Source organism: Bradyrhizobium sp. CCGUVB1N3, assembly GCF_024199925.1.
GTDB lineage: Bacteria > Pseudomonadota > Alphaproteobacteria > Rhizobiales > Xanthobacteraceae > Bradyrhizobium.
In genome coordinates, this window is sequence record NZ_JANADR010000001.1 from 4,874,144 (window position 1) to 4,890,297 (window position 16,154).

The 16,154-nt window shown below is 64.4% G+C and carries 16 protein-coding genes; 9 read left to right on the forward strand and 7 right to left on the reverse strand.

The genetic code is table 11. The annotated features are described in order from the left end of the window. Positions 1-131: 131 nt before the first annotated feature. Complete coding sequence (locus NLM33_RS23300; protein WP_254099100.1) at positions 132-650, reverse strand: hypothetical protein; 519 nt, start codon at positions 648-650, stop codon at positions 132-134. Between the two features lie 192 nt (positions 651-842). Next, a complete protein-coding gene (locus NLM33_RS23305; protein WP_254099102.1) occupies positions 843-2,390 on the reverse strand; it encodes an acetolactate synthase large subunit in 1,548 nt (515 codons plus the stop codon). Between the two features lie 263 nt (positions 2,391-2,653). On the opposite strand from NLM33_RS23305, the gene NLM33_RS23310 reads away from it, so the two are divergent. The 3 genes from NLM33_RS23310 to NLM33_RS23320 all read left to right on the forward strand — a co-directional run bounded on the left by NLM33_RS23310 (position 2,654) and on the right by NLM33_RS23320 (position 4,597). Beyond that, entirely contained in the window at positions 2,654-3,229 is a 576-nt protein-coding gene (locus tag NLM33_RS23310; protein ID WP_254099104.1) for a L,D-transpeptidase, read from the forward strand. An 84-nt stretch (positions 3,230-3,313) separates the two neighbouring features. Beyond that, the gene (locus NLM33_RS23315; protein WP_371930130.1) at positions 3,314-4,135 is read left to right on the forward strand and encodes a DUF2927 domain-containing protein; all 822 of its coding nucleotides are present in this window, start codon (positions 3,314-3,316) and stop codon (positions 4,133-4,135) included. A 90-nt stretch (positions 4,136-4,225) separates the two neighbouring features. Beyond that, entirely contained in the window at positions 4,226-4,597 is a 372-nt protein-coding gene (locus NLM33_RS23320) for a cupin domain-containing protein (RefSeq protein WP_254099108.1), read from the forward strand. Between the two features lie 32 nt (positions 4,598-4,629). Here NLM33_RS23320 and NLM33_RS23325 read toward each other — a convergent pair whose 3' ends face one another. Beyond that, on the reverse strand, positions 4,630-5,436 hold the full coding sequence (locus NLM33_RS23325) for a class I SAM-dependent methyltransferase (RefSeq protein WP_254099109.1): 807 nt from the start codon (positions 5,434-5,436) through the stop codon (positions 4,630-4,632). 195 nt (positions 5,437-5,631) lie between these two features. On the opposite strand from NLM33_RS23325, the gene NLM33_RS23330 reads away from it, so the two are divergent. Continuing rightward, complete coding sequence (locus NLM33_RS23330; RefSeq protein ID WP_254099110.1) at positions 5,632-6,000, forward strand: hypothetical protein; 369 nt, start codon at positions 5,632-5,634, stop codon at positions 5,998-6,000. 38 nt (positions 6,001-6,038) lie between these two features. Then, positions 6,039-6,299: a DUF3551 domain-containing protein gene (locus NLM33_RS23335; protein ID WP_254099111.1), complete on the forward strand. Its 261-nt coding sequence runs from the start codon at positions 6,039-6,041 to the stop codon at positions 6,297-6,299. A 54-nt stretch (positions 6,300-6,353) separates the two neighbouring features. Here NLM33_RS23335 and NLM33_RS23340 read toward each other — a convergent pair whose 3' ends face one another. From NLM33_RS23340 to NLM33_RS23350, 3 genes are all read right to left on the reverse strand, one after another. Then, positions 6,354-7,337, reverse strand: a complete 984-nt coding sequence (locus NLM33_RS23340; protein WP_254099112.1) for an alpha/beta fold hydrolase — start codon at positions 7,335-7,337, stop codon at positions 6,354-6,356. Positions 7,338-7,434: 97 nt separating this feature from the next. Beyond that, on the reverse strand, positions 7,435-8,550 hold the full coding sequence (locus NLM33_RS23345; RefSeq protein WP_254099113.1) for a M48 family metallopeptidase: 1,116 nt from the start codon (positions 8,548-8,550) through the stop codon (positions 7,435-7,437). A 3-nt stretch (positions 8,551-8,553) separates the two neighbouring features. Then, positions 8,554-9,687 carry a YjgN family protein gene (locus NLM33_RS23350; protein WP_254105862.1) on the reverse strand — a complete coding sequence of 378 codons (1,134 nt, stop codon included), beginning with the start codon at positions 9,685-9,687 and terminating at the stop codon, positions 8,554-8,556. 306 nt (positions 9,688-9,993) lie between these two features. On the opposite strand from NLM33_RS23350, the gene NLM33_RS23355 reads away from it, so the two are divergent. Further along, positions 9,994-11,259, forward strand: a complete 1,266-nt coding sequence (locus NLM33_RS23355; RefSeq protein ID WP_254099114.1) for a cytochrome P450 — start codon at positions 9,994-9,996, stop codon at positions 11,257-11,259. Positions 11,260-11,284: 25 nt separating this feature from the next. Beyond that, complete coding sequence (locus NLM33_RS23360; protein ID WP_254099115.1) at positions 11,285-12,559, forward strand: cytochrome P450; 1,275 nt, start codon at positions 11,285-11,287, stop codon at positions 12,557-12,559. Between the two features lie 262 nt (positions 12,560-12,821). Here the strand turns inward: NLM33_RS23360 and NLM33_RS23365 are convergent, their stop codons facing one another. After that, positions 12,822-13,742: a LysR substrate-binding domain-containing protein gene (locus tag NLM33_RS23365; protein ID WP_254099116.1), complete on the reverse strand. Its 921-nt coding sequence runs from the start codon at positions 13,740-13,742 to the stop codon at positions 12,822-12,824. Positions 13,743-13,867: 125 nt separating this feature from the next. Here NLM33_RS23365 and NLM33_RS23370 point away from each other — a divergent pair, with 125 nt between their 5' ends. Next, a complete protein-coding gene (locus NLM33_RS23370; protein WP_254099117.1) occupies positions 13,868-15,037 on the forward strand; it encodes an acyl-CoA dehydrogenase family protein in 1,170 nt (389 codons plus the stop codon). Between the two features lie 9 nt (positions 15,038-15,046). Then, the gene (locus NLM33_RS23375; RefSeq protein ID WP_254099119.1) at positions 15,047-16,150 is read left to right on the forward strand and encodes a CaiB/BaiF CoA-transferase family protein; all 1,104 of its coding nucleotides are present in this window, start codon (positions 15,047-15,049) and stop codon (positions 16,148-16,150) included. The last annotated feature ends 4 nt before the right edge of the window (positions 16,151-16,154 follow it).

Below are 16,154 nucleotides of genomic sequence, written 5' to 3' on the forward strand. Positions count from 1 at the left end.
ACCTCCAAAAGTTCCTGATCCGAATGATGAAAGCTAATCCCGCGCGATGGGCGTGCGCAAGTCGCCGAGCATAGGCCGCAAGACCGGCGCGAAATTTGGCCGGCCTCACACAACGGACGTTGCCGCGCCGCCTAATGCGGCGGGCCCAGACCGGTCTCCGTTAGCCGTTCCATGAGCCAGACGGTCTGTGTTCGGTCGAGCACGCCGCCGACATAGACTTCCGCCATCGTGACGTTCGCCCTCGAAAGCACGAACAGCACACCGATCCAATAGGCGAACCAGACATCGGGATCGGTCAGCGCCTTCAGCTTCTGCTGGTCGTGCTCGATCGCGGTGTGATTGCTCACATTGCGGATTTCGATGGCGAGCAAATTGTTCGGGATCTCGCGCTGATGCACAACGACGTCGGGATAGATCGATTTTCCCAAATGATCGTCGGTTGAGATGATCGTGCCGCGCGGCAGGTGCAGCGTGCGCTCGCCGAGCCGGTCGTAGTTGCAATCGACCGACCAGCCGGAGAACTGTTTCTCGAGATAGACGGCGAAGCGGTGGGTAAGCGTGCGCTCGCCGACATCCTTCTCGAACAGGAAGTCTTCCTGGGCGTAGAAATCCTGGAGCGCCGCGATCACCTTGTTCAGCTCGGTCCGCATCGTGCCCCCGCCCCAAGCGCTCTAATCTTGCCGCGTTACGAGACCCTCATAGTGAGGAGCGCGGAACGCGCGTCTCGAACCATGAAGGCCCGGATCTCGCCCGCGGCCATCCTTCGAGACGCCCGCTCGTCGCGGGCTCCCCAGGATGAGGGGAGAGTACGCATGATACAATCGAAGCAATCAGAGCTTACCTCACATCACGACTTCGATCAGCCGCGGCCCCGGCTCGGCGACGGCTTCCGCAAGCGCCTTGTTGAGCTCGTCGGCGTTGGTGACGGCGCGGCCCGGCACGCCCATGCCCTTGGCAAGCGCCACGAAGTCGAGGGTCGGGCGATCGAGTCTGAGCATATCGGTCGCGCGCTGGCCGGGCTCGCCGGCGCCGACGCCGTCGAACTCACCACGCAGGATCTGGTAGATGCGGTTGGCGAACACGATGGTGACGATGTTGAGTCCCTCTCGGGCCTGCGTCCAAAGCGACTGGATCGTGTACATCGCGCTGCCGTCGCCGACCATGCACATGACCTTGCGGTCAGGACAGGCGATCGCAGCACCGATCGAGAGCGGCGTCGAGAAACCGATCGAGCCGCCCATGTTCTGGATCCAGTCGTGCGGTGCCGCTGCCGCCGTCGGCGGAAAGAAGCCGCGCCCGGTGGTCAAGGATTCATCGATCAGGATCGCATTCTCGGGGATCGCATAGGCGATCGCCTGCGCGATGGTGGTGAAATCGAGCGCGCCGGTCGGTTTGACCAGCTCCTGGAGTTTTTGCGGCTTGACGTCGTTCGAGGTGGCATGCAGCGCGCCGGCAAGCGCTTCCAGCGCCGCGACCGAGTTCTCGCCCCAGTCGGTCATGCGGTGAACCTCGCAGCCCTCGGGCTTCAGAAGGCTCGGCTTGTTCGGATAGGCGAAGAACGCCACAGGATCGTTGGCCTCGACCAGGATGATGTGGCGGAAATCCTTCAGCAGCGGCAGCGCCTGGTCGATCACATAGGGAATGCGGTCGATCGAGAAGCGGCCGCGGCCGCGCGCCATGCGCGGGCGGAAAGTCGGGCCCATCACGTGGCATCCGGTCTTTCCTGCGATGCGCTGCGCCAGCGCAAGCCCCTGCTCGGATAGCGCGCTGCCAACCATCAACAGCAGCGTGCGACTGCCGTCATTGCGGAGGATTTTGGCAGCAAGCTCGACCGCCTGCGGCGAATAGGACGGGCGCTGCTTCTCGGCCGGCACATCGGCGACACCGTCGGCCTCGTTCCAGGCGGTGTCAGCCGGCAGGATCAGGGTCGCGATCTGCGCCGGCGAGCTCTTGGCGGCGGCGATCGCCGCGGCGCCATCGGCGGCAACCGACCTGGCATCCGGCGAGGTCCGCACCCAGGACGACATCGGCCGCGCCAGGCCCTCGATGTCGGAGGTGAGCGGCGCGTTGTAGCCGATGTGGTAGCCGGCGTGCTGGCCGACGATGTTGACGATGCCGGAATGCGCCTTCTTGGCGTTGTGCAAGTTCGCAAGACCATTGGCGAGGCCGGGGCCGAGGTGCAGCAGCGTCGAGGCGGGCAGGCCCTTCATGCGGTAGTAGCCGTCGGCTGCGCCCGTCACCACGCCCTCGAACAGGCCGAGCACGCAGCGCATGCCGGGAACACGGTCCAGCGCCGCGACAAAGTGCATCTCGGACGTCCCGGGATTGGTGAAGCAGATGTCGACCCCGCCCTTGACCAGCGTCCGTACCAGACTTTCCGCACCGTTCATTGTTTCGCTCCCGCGGCCTCTTTGCTTCGGATCCGTAATCGATCAACCATTGTTCGCCGTTTTCGTCAAAGCAATAGCGGACATTGCTGCCCTGCCGGATGCAACGACGAGGCTTCTTGGCTAATACAGCTTTGCGGTCCTGCGAGGTTTCCGGGTTTGGCAATCGTTAAGGATTGCACGTGCTCACGCTGCCGTGGCTTGCGAAACGCCGGCAAATATGGCCTGTGGTCGTCCATTGAATCGTTTTTTTGCTGGGGGAAAGAATGAACCGGTTTTTTGCCGCACCGATCGCCGCCATCGCGGTCCTGACCATCAGCGCAGGCGGGGTGTCCGCGGCGGGGATGTTTGACTTCACTGGCACCAGCTCCACCGGCTTTCTCGGCGGCGGGGCGAGCCCGATCCCCCGCAGTACCGTCATGTATCCCACCAACTACGCCCCCGGCACGATCGTCATCAACACCGGGGAGCGGCGGCTCTACCTCGTGTTGTCGAACGGCCAGGCACTGCGCTACGGTATCGGCGTCGGCCGTGACGGTTTCCGCTGGGGCGGCGTGCATCACATCAGCGCCAAGAAGGAGTGGCCGGATTGGACGCCGCCGGCGCAGATGATTGCCCGCCGGCCGGACCTGCCGCGCCACATGCGCGGCGGTATCGAGAACCCGCTTGGCGCCCGCGCGATGTATCTGGGCTCGACCCTCTACCGCATCCACGGCTCCAACGAGCCGGAGACGATCGGACAGGCGGTCTCCTCCGGCTGCTTCCGCATGACCAACGACGACGTGACCGACCTCTATGGCCGCGTCTCGGTCGGCACCACCGTCGTCGTCCTGAACAACTAGCGCATGCGCGGTCGAGGGAACCCGATGGGCTCCCTCGAAGGTGGTCTTGTGCGCCCGGCCGGATTCCGGCAGCGTCGGCTGACAATGATCGCATCGCGCCCGCTTTCGCATTTCTCGCGCACCGCCCTGCTGGCCCTGTCGGTGCTGGGCTGCACCGCCGACGTCTGCGCGAATGCAGGCGCGGGAGGCGAGCTGCCGGCGATCGTCTCGCGCCAGCGCAGCGAGAAAAAGAGCTTTACCGACGGCGAGATCGTCGACGGCTTCCTCAAGACCGCGTTCGGCGCCGAGTATCATCTCGCCGGCCGCGTCGACCGCATCCGCAAATTCGACGCGCCGGTGCGCGTCTTCGCCGAGAGCGACGGCCGCGCCGACCGCAAGGCGCAGCTCGCCAAGGTCGTCGCCGATATTGCGAGGCGCGTGCAGCATCTGGACATCGCCATGACCGACGATGCCGAAGCCGCCAATGTCCGCGTCAAGCTGGTGCGCGACCGCGACCTCTATCGCACCATCTCGACCTTCTATGGTGCCGAGAAGGCGCGCGAGATCCGCTCCTCGCTCGATCCGCAATGTCTCTCCGGCTTCCGCAAGAACGAGAACTTCGAGATCGAGCATTCCGACGTCATCCTGACTGTCGACAATGGCGACTTCGTCTTCCTCGACTGCGCATATGAGGAAGTGCTGCAATCGCTCGGGCCGATCAACGACACCGCGAGCGTGCCCTGGACCATGTTCAACGACAATGTGTCGATGGGCTATTTCGACGTCTATGATCAGTACATCCTCAATCTGCTCTACGATCCGCGCATCAAGGCAGGCATGACGGTGCTGGAGGTCCGCGGCGTTCTGCCCGAGGTGCTCGCCGACGTCCGGGCCTGGGTGAAGCAGGTGAATAATCTGGCGGAGTAGAGCGGCGTCGGCGCGGGATCCCCATCATCGGTCGGACCACGATCTGATCGAGATGCAACGCCTCGATTACTGACGAGAAAAGGATGTCGGATGAGTGAGAGCAGCGGCGGTCAGGCAAGCACGCAACAAGCCGGCTTTGCGGGTGTCACACGCAGGGTTCTCGAACGCCTTGCCTTGCCGGGTGATCGGCGGGAGCTCGTCGTGGTCGAGGTGACCTATCCGCCCGGGGGCGTCGCGCCGCTTCACCGGCATCCAGTCGGCGGCGTGATCTTCATCGTCGAAGGCGTTGCCGAGTCGGCCTATGGCGACGATGAGACGCGACAGTATCGAGCCGGCGAGACCTTGCAGGATCGCTCCGACAGTCCCCACACGCTGTTTCGCAATTGTGACTCGGAGCGCCCGCTCCGCTTTCTGACTATCTACGCTCTTGAACCCGGGCGCTCCTACACAACGGATCCCTGAGATCCGTTGAAGCCGCTGCAGTTGCTGACGTCTCACCCCTTCTGCGCCTTCGTCATCAGGAACTGCATGCGCATGATGTTGTTGCCGGGGTCGAAGTATTCCGTGATCAGCGCTTCGAACTCGCTGCGGAAGCTGCGCAGCTTGTCCGGCTCGTCCTTGTATTGCTGGACCAACTTCGTCAGCGGGCCGGCGGTTGCCTCCATCAAGCGGCGGAAATGCTGCGGGCTGAGCGCGGACGGCGTCATCATGTCCATCTCGTAGGCGAGGCCCTTGACCTTACCGGATAGACGCTCCGCGATGATCTTCGGATCGCCCCACAGTACCGGCGAGGCTACGCCCTCCGGCGGCGGGACGTGGCGCGCGACCAGCGCGAACATCCGCCCGGTGTAGAGATGCGGCGGCCATGTCGAGAAGGCGATCGTTCCGCCACCTTTCAGGACGCGCAGCATCTCGCCGACCGCAATTTCGGGGCGCGGCGCGAACATGTGGCCGAACTGGCTCAGCACCACATCGAACTCGCCGTCGCCGTAGGGCAGCTTTTCGGCATCGCCCTCGGTGAAATCGATATCGAGCTGAACGAACCCGGCATGCTCGCGGGCCCGCTCGAGCAGGACGGGAGAGAGATCAAGCCCCCTCACCTTCGCACCTCTGCGCGCCGCAGTGACCGCGACCACGCCGGTTCCGCAGCCGACATCGAGCAGCTTCTGGCCGGGCTTGACGCCGGCGAAGTCGACGAGCTTGGCGGCCGGCGGCGTCGTGAACGCTTCCATCGGCGAGAACAGCGACCAGGCTTCCTTCTGGATCGCCTTGAAACCTGCAAACGGATCCTGAGCGGCCATGGAACTCTCCCTTCGGCTTACGTCGGTCTCTATGGGGCAGGGGAAGGCGTGTGAAGGTTCAACGGGGACGGCGACCGGCGGCCACGGCGGACATCGCCCTCCCGCTGCCCTCTCACCGCCCTTTGATTTGGATCAAGAGTAGTTCGCGTGATTGTATTTGATTCCCGTTAAACCAATCGTCACGGGAGGCCGGCCGTGCGGTTTTCTGTCCTGGTCGCCGTCCCGGCACTGGCTGCACCGGGCTTGGCGCCGGTTGCGCCTCTCGCGGCCGACTGCCGGGTCACGGGCTCGCCATCCAGCTTCGGCATCGACATGACGGCCTACTTCGCCGTCAGGTCGCGCGAAACATGCAAATTCCCGATCAGAATACCGGGCGTGATGAAGAGCTCGGGCATTTCGCAAAAGCCCGAGCGCGGGGCGCTGAGGCAGCTCAACGTCACGACCTTCACGTACACGGCGCCGCGTGGCTACAAGGGCGGCGATACCTTTGCCATCTACGGCTCTAGAGAAGGTCCGTACGGCTCAGGGAGGTCGGTCATCAGGGTGAACGCAACGATCGAGTAGTGGCGATAGCCACGTCGAAACCTGGAAGGAGACGCAACATGCGCATGCTTCATTCGATGATCCTGGCGGGCACGATGGTGCTGGCGGTAGCACCGGTGGAGGCGCAACGCTATGACCCGCGCTACCCGGTGTGCCTGCAGTCTTGGCATGAGCACGGCATCACGTTCTTCGACTGCAGCTATATCTCGATAGATCAATGCCGGGCGACGGCCTCGGGACTTAACGCCATGTGCCTGGAGAACCCGTATTGGCAGCGATGGCAGGCGCTCAGCTCGCGGCGTCAAGGCCGAGACTATTAGGCCGCGAGGATCGGGCTGAGCGATGGATCCCGCGAAGCGAAGCTATCCTGCGCGCTACCGCGCTCCGCCCTCGTCGACGAGATGCTCCCGGAAGAACCGCATAACCCTCGGGTTGAACTCGCGGTGGAAGCCGGCCCTGTCGAAATCTGCCGGATTGTCGGTGCAGATGCGCGGTACGGCGGCTGCGAGCTCCGTCGAGCAGGGAGCGAGGAAGGCGTAGTGGCCGGCTGGCACGACGTGCAGTTCGGGCTTGCCCGGCAGGCTACCAGCGATACGCGCGTCGCCCGTACCGTCGCCGACGCCCGGTCCTCCCAGCTCTGATCGCCAGAACTGCAACGGGATCCGGATCACAGCAAGATTTTCCGACGTGAAGACGGGTGGCGCCGGATCGACGATCACTGCGGCGCGAACGCGCGCATCATGCGGCGGATCGGGCCGCAGTGCGCCGCCGCGAAGCTCGGCGCAGATTCCGGTCTTCTCCTGGCAAAGGCTTGCGAGCCTCTCGAAGTCCGGCTTGGTCCCGGCCAGCACCAGGCCGGCAGCGCCGCCCAAGGAGAAGCCGAACACACCGACCCGTGCGGGATCGACGGCCGCCTTGTCCTTCCAGTCGTGCAGCATGAAATCGAGCAGGTGAATCATCTCGACCGGGCGCGTTGCCCAGACGGAGAGCGTATCGCGCCGCGAGGAGTCGTTGGCGTTGTCGCCGGGATGATTGATGGCGGCGACGATGAAGCCGGCGTCGGCCAGCGCCTCCGCCGTGTCATGATGCGCGCCGAACCATGCGCCGCGGCCGTGGGAGAACACGATCAGCGGCAGCTTGGTCCCCGCGACGGGACAATCCTTCGCACCCAGCAGGCCGAATTCGGCCGGCACCGAAAGATTGCCGAGCGCCACGACCTTGGGCTCGCTCGCGCAAGGGTACCAAATGGCGCCCTGGAGAGCGGGATCTGAATCGAGAAGCTGGATGCCTGCAGCGTTTGCGGGAAAGACCAGACCACAGAAGATCAAGGCACAAGCGATAGACGTCTTGAGTCCCACGACAGCCCCCTACATTCGCGCGGCGGAGCTGATCAACGAACGGCGACGGAATTGTGTCGGGATTTTCTTGCACGCGGAGTGGTATCGACGCGGGCGGCTAGACTTTCCCGGCCCCGCCGCAAATGCCCTTCAGCGCCACCCACTCCTCCGCGGTCAGCAGCGGCTCGCCGCTGGCGGGGCGGTCCTCCCTGGTCATGCGGGCGAGGCGGTCTTCGGTCAGCGGGTGGCTGGCGAGGATCGTGAAGCCGCTTCCGCCTTCCTTGCCGGTGATGCGGAACATCAATTCGGCCGCGGGTTTTGGTGAGCGGCCGAGCGCGTGCATCAGGTCGATCGCGAAGGTGTCGGCGGCCGTCTCGGCCTCGCGCGAGTAGGAGGCTTCGACCACGCTGCGCGAGGCGAAGATCACGGCGCTTGAGCCGGTGACGTCGCCGAACAGCAGCCCGATCAGGAAAGAGGTGCCGCCGTTGTAGATGATGCCGCGCATGTTGTCGTGATGCTTGAGATGCCCGAGCTCGTGCGCAAGGATGCCCGCGACCTCATCGACATTCTCGGCCTTGTTGAGCAGCCCGCCGAGCAGATAGACCTTTCCGCCGGGCAGCGCGAAGGCGTTCGGAATCGCGGTCGGCAGCACCGCCGACGTCACGGTGTCGTCGAGGCCTGCTGCGTCGCGCAGGCGCTTCATGAGCTTGGCGAAGGCCGCCTGCCCCGCCGGGTTGTCGCACACGCGGCCGCCGAACGCGGCCTTGACCTGCACCTCGGCGGCATCTCCGATCCGCCGCTGCAGCGGCTCCGGCACCAGCGGTGCAAGGCGGTCCGCCGCGAGTGGCACGCCGAACAGGATGACCGCGAGAATCGAGACCGCCGCGGCCAGCGACCACCCAACGATCTTTGCGACACCGTGGCGGCTCGCCTGGTGCTCGTCGAGCCGCAGGCAGCGCGCGGCGATCTCGCGCGCAAGCGGCGCCTCGCGCACTTCGAGCCGCGCCAGAGGCGGCGCAGAGGTGCAGGACAGGCGCAACACGCCGGGCGGACTGTCGGCGCGGCGGATATCGGCATAGGCCCAGCGTGTCGGCGCTTCGCCCTCTTCGCGGATCTCGAGCTGGTCGTCGAGGCCGAGCGTGACCTTGCGGCGGCGGCTCGACACGCCGTCGAAATAGACGGTCGGCGAAGCGGCGTCCTGCGCAACCTCGATCTGTCCGGACAACTCGCTCACGACCTAGAAGCCCGCAACATCCAGCCCGTCGGCAAGGCCCTCGCCCAGCGCGCTGGCGAGCTCGCCGCCGGCCTTGGCGTTCGCAGCCGCCTCGATGCCATGCACATGCGTCGTCTCGAGCACTTTCACCCAGAGGTCCCGCTGGAGATAGACGCGCATCACGATGTTGAATGCAAGGGCCGTGGCAAGATAGCCGATTGCCATCAACAGCAGCAGCGGGATGCTCGTGCCCGCCTCGGGCCCGAACAGCTGCTCGATCGAGAGCCCGGTGAGCCTCATCACCAGCGCGGTGCATCCGGCGATCCAGGATCCAAGCAGCGTGAACAGCAGCAGGGACCAGCCGACCACCTTCCAGTAGAGGCCGTAGAACGCGTCATGCGGCAGCTTCGAGGAGAGGCTCACGCCATCGATGCGGATGCCAGCCAGCCACCAGCGCCATTCACGCGCCTTGAATTCGGCATAGAGGAAAGGCGCGAGCAGCGGGATGGCGAACGCCAACGGGGTCAGCAACCACAGCCCCCAGGCGCGCTTGAAGAACTCCCAGCCGGTCCCCTCGAAATCGCCGGAGAGGTCACCGTAATGGGAATGCCGCATCTTGTAGCGCTCGAGCGAGGCTTCACGCCACGGCAAGGCAAGGCCAAGCGTCAGGAACACGAGCAGTCCCCAGAGCATCGCGCGAAGCGAATAGGCCCAGCCCGATCCGTCCATCCAGAAGCGCACACCGCGCCACACCGTGCGCGTCAGGCGATAGCGCCGCGCGCGAAAAACCGCGAACTGGCCGAAGGCGTAGAAGGCGATGAACAGAGGCGTCGAGGCAAAGCTCTGCCAGCGTTCGAACTCGATGCCGACGAGGAAATAGGCGAGATAGATCGGCACCAGGATTGCGAGCGCAAACAGGAAGCCGATCAGGAGCTCCTTGGCCCGCCCGGTATATTCGGCGGCATCGCCGTCGACCGAGGTGTTCGACCAGAGATGCCGGCGCATGTCGGTGACGAGCCAGAAGCGGTAGAAGCCGAATGTGACGAGCTCGAGCGCGGCGCCCCTCGTGACCAGCCGGCGAAACTCGCCGCGGTCGCCTGTGAAATCGACCCGCGCCGGCGGCAATGGCGGCGGCACGGGCGGCGGAAAGACAGTCATTTGGTTCACGGCAATCAATCCTGGGTGTGCGGACCCGATACGATCAAATCATAAGGCAGAGGTTAGTCGGCCCCCAAGATGGGGCGGTTCGATTTCGCGGCGGTTTCGGTCGGTTTCTCCGATACTTCCCGAGCATTAAACGTGCTGCAGATCACGCTCAGCCGCAGGGCGGCCGCCTCGCTCACAAATCCGGGTGTGGCAAAACTCGCCCTTGCCCCGACGCACGCAACGGGCTGTAATTGCAGGGACAAATACCGCAGCGCAGAATTCAAAAAAACCGCGCGGGGCTGCAAGGGAGAGCCGGTCATGCATGGGACCATCGAGAGCACAGTCACGCGCGCGAGCTTGCATGAGCGCGCCGCATCGCTGCCGCTGGAGCAGCTCGATCCCGGCCATCCCGAACTGTTCAGGACCGATGCGCTCTGGCCCTATTTCGATCGCCTGCGCCGCGAAGACCCCGTGCACTATTGCAAGGACTCGATGTTCGGCCCGTACTGGTCCGTGACCCGGTACAACGACATCATGGAGATCGAGACCAACCATTCGGTGTTCTCCTCCGCCGCTTCGCTCGGCGGCATCACCATCCGCGACATCGATCCCGATTTGCGCCGCGAGAGCTTCATTGCCATGGACCCGCCGCGTCATGCAGCCCAGCGCAAGACCGTGGCGCCGATGTTCACGCCGACGCATCTGGACGAGCTCGCGCTCAACATCCGCAAGCGCTCGGCCGAGTGCCTGGACAATCTGCCTCGAGGGGAGGAGTTCGACTGGGTCGACCGGGTCTCGATCGAGCTCACCACGCAGATGCTCGCGGTGCTCTTCGACTTCCCCTGGGAAGACCGCCGCAAGCTGACGCGCTGGTCCGATGTCGCGACCACCATTCCCGGCTCCGGCGGTCTCGTCGCCACCGAGGACCAGCGGCAGGCCGAGCTCCTGGAATGTGCAACTTACTTTTCGCGGCTGTGGAAGGAGCGCATCGCGCAGCCGCCGAAGAGCGATCTGCTCTCGATGCTGGCGCATGGCGCGGCGACACGCGACATGGACGCGAAGAATTTCCTGGGCAACCTGATCCTTCTGATCGTGGGCGGCAACGACACCACGCGCAACACCATGTCCGGCTCGATCTACGCGCTCAGCCAGCATCCGGAGCAGTATCGGAAGCTGCGGGAAAATCCTGCGCTGCTGGACAGTTTCGTGCCCGAGGTGATCCGCTGGCAGACGCCGCTCGCCCATATGCGTCGCACCGCGCTGGCCGATTTCGAGTTCCGCGGCAAGCAAATCAAGAAGGGTGACAAAGTCGTGATGTGGTACATCTCGGGCAACCGCGACGAGGAGGCGATCGAAAGACCCTACGAATTCATCATTGACCGCGCCCGGCCACGCACGCATCTCTCGTTCGGCTTCGGCATCCACCGCTGCGTGGGCTTGCGGCTCGCCGAGCTGCAATTGAAGATCATCTGGGAAGAGATTTTGAAGCGCTTCGATCATATTGACGTGGTTGGCGAACCCAAGCGGGTTTATTCGAGTTTCGTGAAGGGCTATGAGACTCTGCCGGTCAGGATTGCGGCGTGATCGGCGAAAACTGGAGCAACCAGCCATGAACATCCAAACTCCGGTCAGGACCGACAAGGCCGAACGCATGCGCCGGGCGCGCGAGGAGGCCTATGCGACGCCATTGAAGGACTACCATCCGGGTGCGCCGCGGCTGTTCCAGGACGACACGCTGTGGCCGTGGTTCGAACGGCTGCGCAAGGAAGAGCCGGTGCATTACTGCACCAACGCGCCGATCGAACCCTACTGGTCGGTGGTGAGATACAACGACATCATGCATGTCGACACCAATCACGGCATCTTCTCGTCCGACTCGACGCTCGGCGGCATCTCGATCCGCGACGTGCCGGCCGGTTATGACTGGCCGAGCTTCATCGCGATGGACCAGCCCACCCACTCGGCGCAGCGCAAGACGGTGTCGCCGATGTTCACGCCCACGCATCTGGACGAGCTGGCAAAGCTGATCCGCCAGCGCTCGCAGACCGTGCTGGACAACCTGCCGCGCAACGAGACCTTCAATTTCGTCGAACGCGTCTCGATCGAGCTGACGACGCAGATGCTGGCCACCCTGTTCGACTTCCCCTGGGAGGAGCGGCGCAAGCTGACGCGCTGGTCGGACGTCTCCACCGCGCTGCCCAAGAGCGGCATCGTCGCCTCCGCCGAGGAGCGGCGGAAGGAGATGGACGAGTGCTACGCCTACATGTCCAGGCTGTGGAATGAGCGCGTCAATTCCGCGCCGCGCAACGACCTGCTGTCGCTGATGGCCCATAACGACGCCACGCGCTTCATGGACCCCGACAACCTCATGGGCAACATCATCCTGCTCATCGTCGGTGGCAACGACACCACGCGCAACACCATGACCGGCTCGGTGCTGGCGCTGAACGAGAACCCCGAGCAGTACGACAAGCTCCGCGCCAATCCGGCGCTGATCGATTCCATGGTGCCGGAGGTGATCCGCTGGCAGACGCCGCTCGCGCACATGCGGCGCACCGCGCTGCAGGACACCGAGATCGGCGGCAAGGAGATCAAGAAAGGCGACCGCGTCGTGATGTGGTACGTCTCCGGCAACCGCGACGAGGAGATGTTCGAAAGACCGAACGACTTCATCATCGACCGGCCGCGGCCGCGCACGCATCTGTCCTTCGGCTTCGGCATCCACCGCTGCGTCGGCATGCGGCTCGCGGAACTCCAACTCAGGATCATCTGGGAGGAGATGCTCAAGCGCTTCGACCGCATCGAGGTGGTCGGCGAGCCCCGGCGGATCTATTCCAGCTTCATCAAGGGCTACGAGACGCTGCCGGTGAGGATTCCGGGCTGAGGGCAGTACTTTCGCTGTAGGCAAGGCACAGCTCATTCTGTCTCCTCACCCTGAGGAGCCACGCAGTGGCGTCTCGAAGGGCGAGGCCACCGGCGGGGCCTTCATCCTTCGAGACGCGCGCAAGGGCGCGCTCCTCAGGATGAGGGTCAGACAGCGGTGGCCCGCTATAGAAAATCGGCATGACAGGGTGAGCCAGATGCGAAGGGAAGGCTGCCCGCACTTGGCGTAAGTCCCGCAACATGGCTGCCCATTGCAGCAACTGTTATGCCAATTTGATGTCCCAGACGCCGTCCTTGCGGCAGGCTGCCACTTCCTCGCGCAGGAGCGCTGCGACGGCAACAGTCGCCGTCGAGACGGTGCGGTCGATCGGAGAGGCAACAATGAGCTCGCGCGTCATCGGCTTCGAGACACCGGCGGTTTCCAGTCGCCCATCAGCGACCTCACCATGCACCGACGAGGGCGGCAGCAGGGCAAATCCGAGGCCCTCCTCGACGAGGCTCGTCAGCACGCGGAACGAATCCGCCTCGAGCTGGACGTTGAGCTTGATCTTGCGCTGCGCGGCCGCGTGCTCGATCAGCGCCCGGAGACCGTGCGAATGACTGGGCAGAACCAGCCGCTGCCTGAGCAGCCACCCGATCTCGACGCTCTTCTTGCGGGCGAGCCCGCAGCCGCGCGGACCGACCGCGACGATGTTGTCGCGTCCCAGGCTCTGCACGGTGAGATGCAGATCGGCCGAGCGCCCGTAGAGGATCGCAAGATCCATCTCCCCGCGATGCAGCCATTCGACCAGATGGCCGCTGTAGCTTTCGACGATGCGCAGCGTGATGCCTGGATAGGTTTCCACGCAGCGGCGGGCGAACCGCGCCGACAGCACGCAGCTCACGGTCGGAACCAGGCCGAGCACGACATGGCCCGAGAGCGGTCCCTGCGCGGACTGGATGTCATCGCGGATCTGGTCGATCTGCCGGACGATGCCGGAGGTGCGCGCGAGCAGCAGGCGACCGGCGTCGGTCAGCACCATGCCGCGGCCGTTGCGGGTGAACAACTCGGTGCGCAGCTCGTGTTCCAGAAGCTTGATCTGGCGGCTCAGCGCCGGCTGCGCCACGCGCAAGGTGTCGGACGCCTTGGAAAGGCTGCCGAGCTCGGCCACGCAACTGAAGGTCCTGAGCTGACGGAAATCCATGCTTGCCAATCTTTGAACGCTACTCCATACGCTATAGCAAATGAGCATAGGGGGTTGGCGCTGTCCAGACAACGCCGGAGGATCGTCCTGCGTTATCCTCTCGAACGAACCCAACGGGAAACGCCATGACCCAACAAGAACAACACAACGACGATCACGCCGATATCCGCGAAGCCGTCGCAAAGCTCTGCGCACAGTTTCCCGGCGAATACTGGCGCAAGCTCGATCGCGAGATGGCCTATCCAAAAGCCTTTGTCGATGCGCTCACCGAGGCCGGCTACCTCTCGGTGCTGATCCCCGAGGAATATGGCGGCGCAGGGCTGAAGCTGTCGGCAGCCGCCGCGATCCTCGAGGAGATCCAGCGCACCGGCTGCAACGGCGGCGGCTGCCACGCCCAGATGTACACCATGGGCACGGTGCTCCGGCACGGCAGCGACGCGCAGAAGGCCAAGTATCTGCCGAAGGTCGCGACCGGTGAATTGCGCCTGCAGGCCTTCGGCGTCACCGAGCCGACCAGCGGCACCGACACCTCCTCGCTCAAGACGTTTGCGCGTCGCGAGGGGGATCACTACGTCGTCAACGGCCAGAAGATCTGGACGAGCCGCGCCGAGCATTCCGACCTGATGATCTTGCTCGCGCGCACCACGCCCAAGGAGAAGGCCAAGAAGCGCACCGACGGGCTCTCGGTCTTCATCGTCGACATGCGCGAGGCCAGGGGCAAGGGCCTCGAGATCCGCCCGATCCGCACCATGATGAATCACGCCACCACCGAAGTGTTCTTTACGGACATGAAAGTGCCCGCGGAGAACCTGATCGGCGAGGAAGGCAAAGGTTTCCGCTACATCCTCTCCGGCATGAATGCCGAGCGCATCCTGATCGCGGCCGAATGCGTCGGCGATGCAAAGTGGTTCATCGCAAAAGCCTCGAACTACGCCAAGGAGCGCAGCGTGTTCGGCCGGCCGATCGGCCAGAACCAGGGCATTCAGTTCCCGATCGCCAAGGCCTATGCCTCGATGCGCGCGGCTGAATTGATGGTGAAGGAGGCGACGCGCAAATACGAGGCCGGGCTCGACTGCGGCGCCGAGGCCAACATGGCAAAAATGCTGGCGGCGGATGCATCCTGGGAAGCGGCGAACGCCTGCGTCCAGACCCATGGTGGCTTCGGCTTCGCCGAGGAATACGACGTCGAACGAAAATTCCGCGAGACGCGGCTCTACCAGGTCGCGCCGATCTCGACCAACCTGGTGCTGTCGTTCATCGCCGAGCACGTGCTCGGCATGCCCCGCTCCTACTGAGGTCGCGCCATGGGAGCACTTGACGGGATCAGGGTGATTGCGGTCGAGCAGGCGGTCGCGGCGCCGTTCTGCTCGTCGCGCCTGGCGGATGCCGGCGCCGAGGTGATCAAGATCGAGCGTCCCGAGGGCGACTTCGCCCGCGGCTATGACGCGGCGGCCAAGGGCCAGAGCAGCTACTTCGTCTGGCTCAACCGCGGCAAGCAATCGGCGGTGGTCGATCTTGCGACCAAGGAAGGCCGGGCAGAGCTCGAAAAGCTGATCGCGAGCGCCGATGTGCTGATCCAGAACCTCAAGCCCGGCTCGATGGACAAGCTCGGGTTTTCGCGCGAGCGGTTGCTGCGCGACTATCCGAAGCTGATCTCCTGCACCATCACCGGCTATGGCGACGAGGGCCCCTACGCGCATCGCAAGGCCTATGATCTCCTGATCCAGGCCGAGAGCGGGCTTGCTTCGATCACCGGCAATCCCGACGGCGCCTCGCGTGTCGGCATGTCGATCGTCGACGTCGCGACCGGCGCCACCGCGCATGCTGCGATCCTGGAAGCGCTGATCGCGCGCGGGCGCATGGGCAAGGGCGCCGACATCCGCATCTCCATGTTCGACGTGATGGCGGATTGGTGCACCGTGCCGCTGCTCAATTCCGAAGCCGGCAATCCGCCCAAGCGCATGGGCCTGCGCCATCCCTCGATCGCGCCATACGGCGTGTTCACCTCAAAAGACGGCAAGGACATCCTGATTTCGATCCAGAGCGAGCGCGAATGGAAGACGCTGTGCGCGGAGGTGCTGGACCAGCCCGCGCTACCGAGCGATCCGCGCGTCGCCAACATGGTCGAGCGCGTGCGCAACCGCGACTTCACCGACAACACGGTCGCAGACAGCTTCGCGAGCATGACGCGCGATGAATTGTTGAAGCGGCTGTCGGATGCCGACATCGCCTTCGCCGAGGTCAACACCATGGCTGATCTCACCACCCATCCGCATCTGCGGCGTATCGAGGTCGATACACCGAGCGGCCGCGTCAGCTATCCTGCGCCGGCGCCTATCATCGTCGGTGAGACGCGCACCTACGGCGCTGTGCCCGCCATCGGCGAACGGCCCGGCCAGAAGAAGTAGCAAG

Bases quoted from the DNA above. Each gene is read 5' to 3' on its own strand.
- NLM33_RS23300 (WP_254099100.1), bottom strand. From the start codon at position 650: ATGCGGACCGAGCTGAACAAGGTGATCGCGGCGCTCCAGGATTTCTAC.
- NLM33_RS23305 (WP_254099102.1), bottom strand. From the start codon at position 2,390: ATGAACGGTGCGGAAAGTCTGGTACGGACGCTGGTCAAGGGCGGGGTC.
- NLM33_RS23310 (WP_254099104.1), top strand. From the start codon at position 2,654: ATGAACCGGTTTTTTGCCGCACCGATCGCCGCCATCGCGGTCCTGACC.
- NLM33_RS23315 (WP_371930130.1), top strand. From the start codon at position 3,314: ATGATCGCATCGCGCCCGCTTTCGCATTTCTCGCGCACCGCCCTGCTG.
- NLM33_RS23320 (WP_254099108.1), top strand. From the start codon at position 4,226: ATGAGTGAGAGCAGCGGCGGTCAGGCAAGCACGCAACAAGCCGGCTTT.
- NLM33_RS23325 (WP_254099109.1), bottom strand. From the start codon at position 5,436: ATGGCCGCTCAGGATCCGTTTGCAGGTTTCAAGGCGATCCAGAAGGAA.
- NLM33_RS23335 (WP_254099111.1), top strand. From the start codon at position 6,039: ATGCGCATGCTTCATTCGATGATCCTGGCGGGCACGATGGTGCTGGCG.
- NLM33_RS23350 (WP_254105862.1), bottom strand. From the start codon at position 9,687: ATGACTGTCTTTCCGCCGCCCGTGCCGCCGCCATTGCCGCCGGCGCGG.
- NLM33_RS23355 (WP_254099114.1), top strand. From the start codon at position 9,994: ATGCATGGGACCATCGAGAGCACAGTCACGCGCGCGAGCTTGCATGAG.
- NLM33_RS23360 (WP_254099115.1), top strand. From the start codon at position 11,285: ATGAACATCCAAACTCCGGTCAGGACCGACAAGGCCGAACGCATGCGC.
- NLM33_RS23365 (WP_254099116.1), bottom strand. From the start codon at position 13,742: ATGGATTTCCGTCAGCTCAGGACCTTCAGTTGCGTGGCCGAGCTCGGC.
- NLM33_RS23370 (WP_254099117.1), top strand. From the start codon at position 13,868: ATGACCCAACAAGAACAACACAACGACGATCACGCCGATATCCGCGAA.
- NLM33_RS23375 (WP_254099119.1), top strand. From the start codon at position 15,047: ATGGGAGCACTTGACGGGATCAGGGTGATTGCGGTCGAGCAGGCGGTC.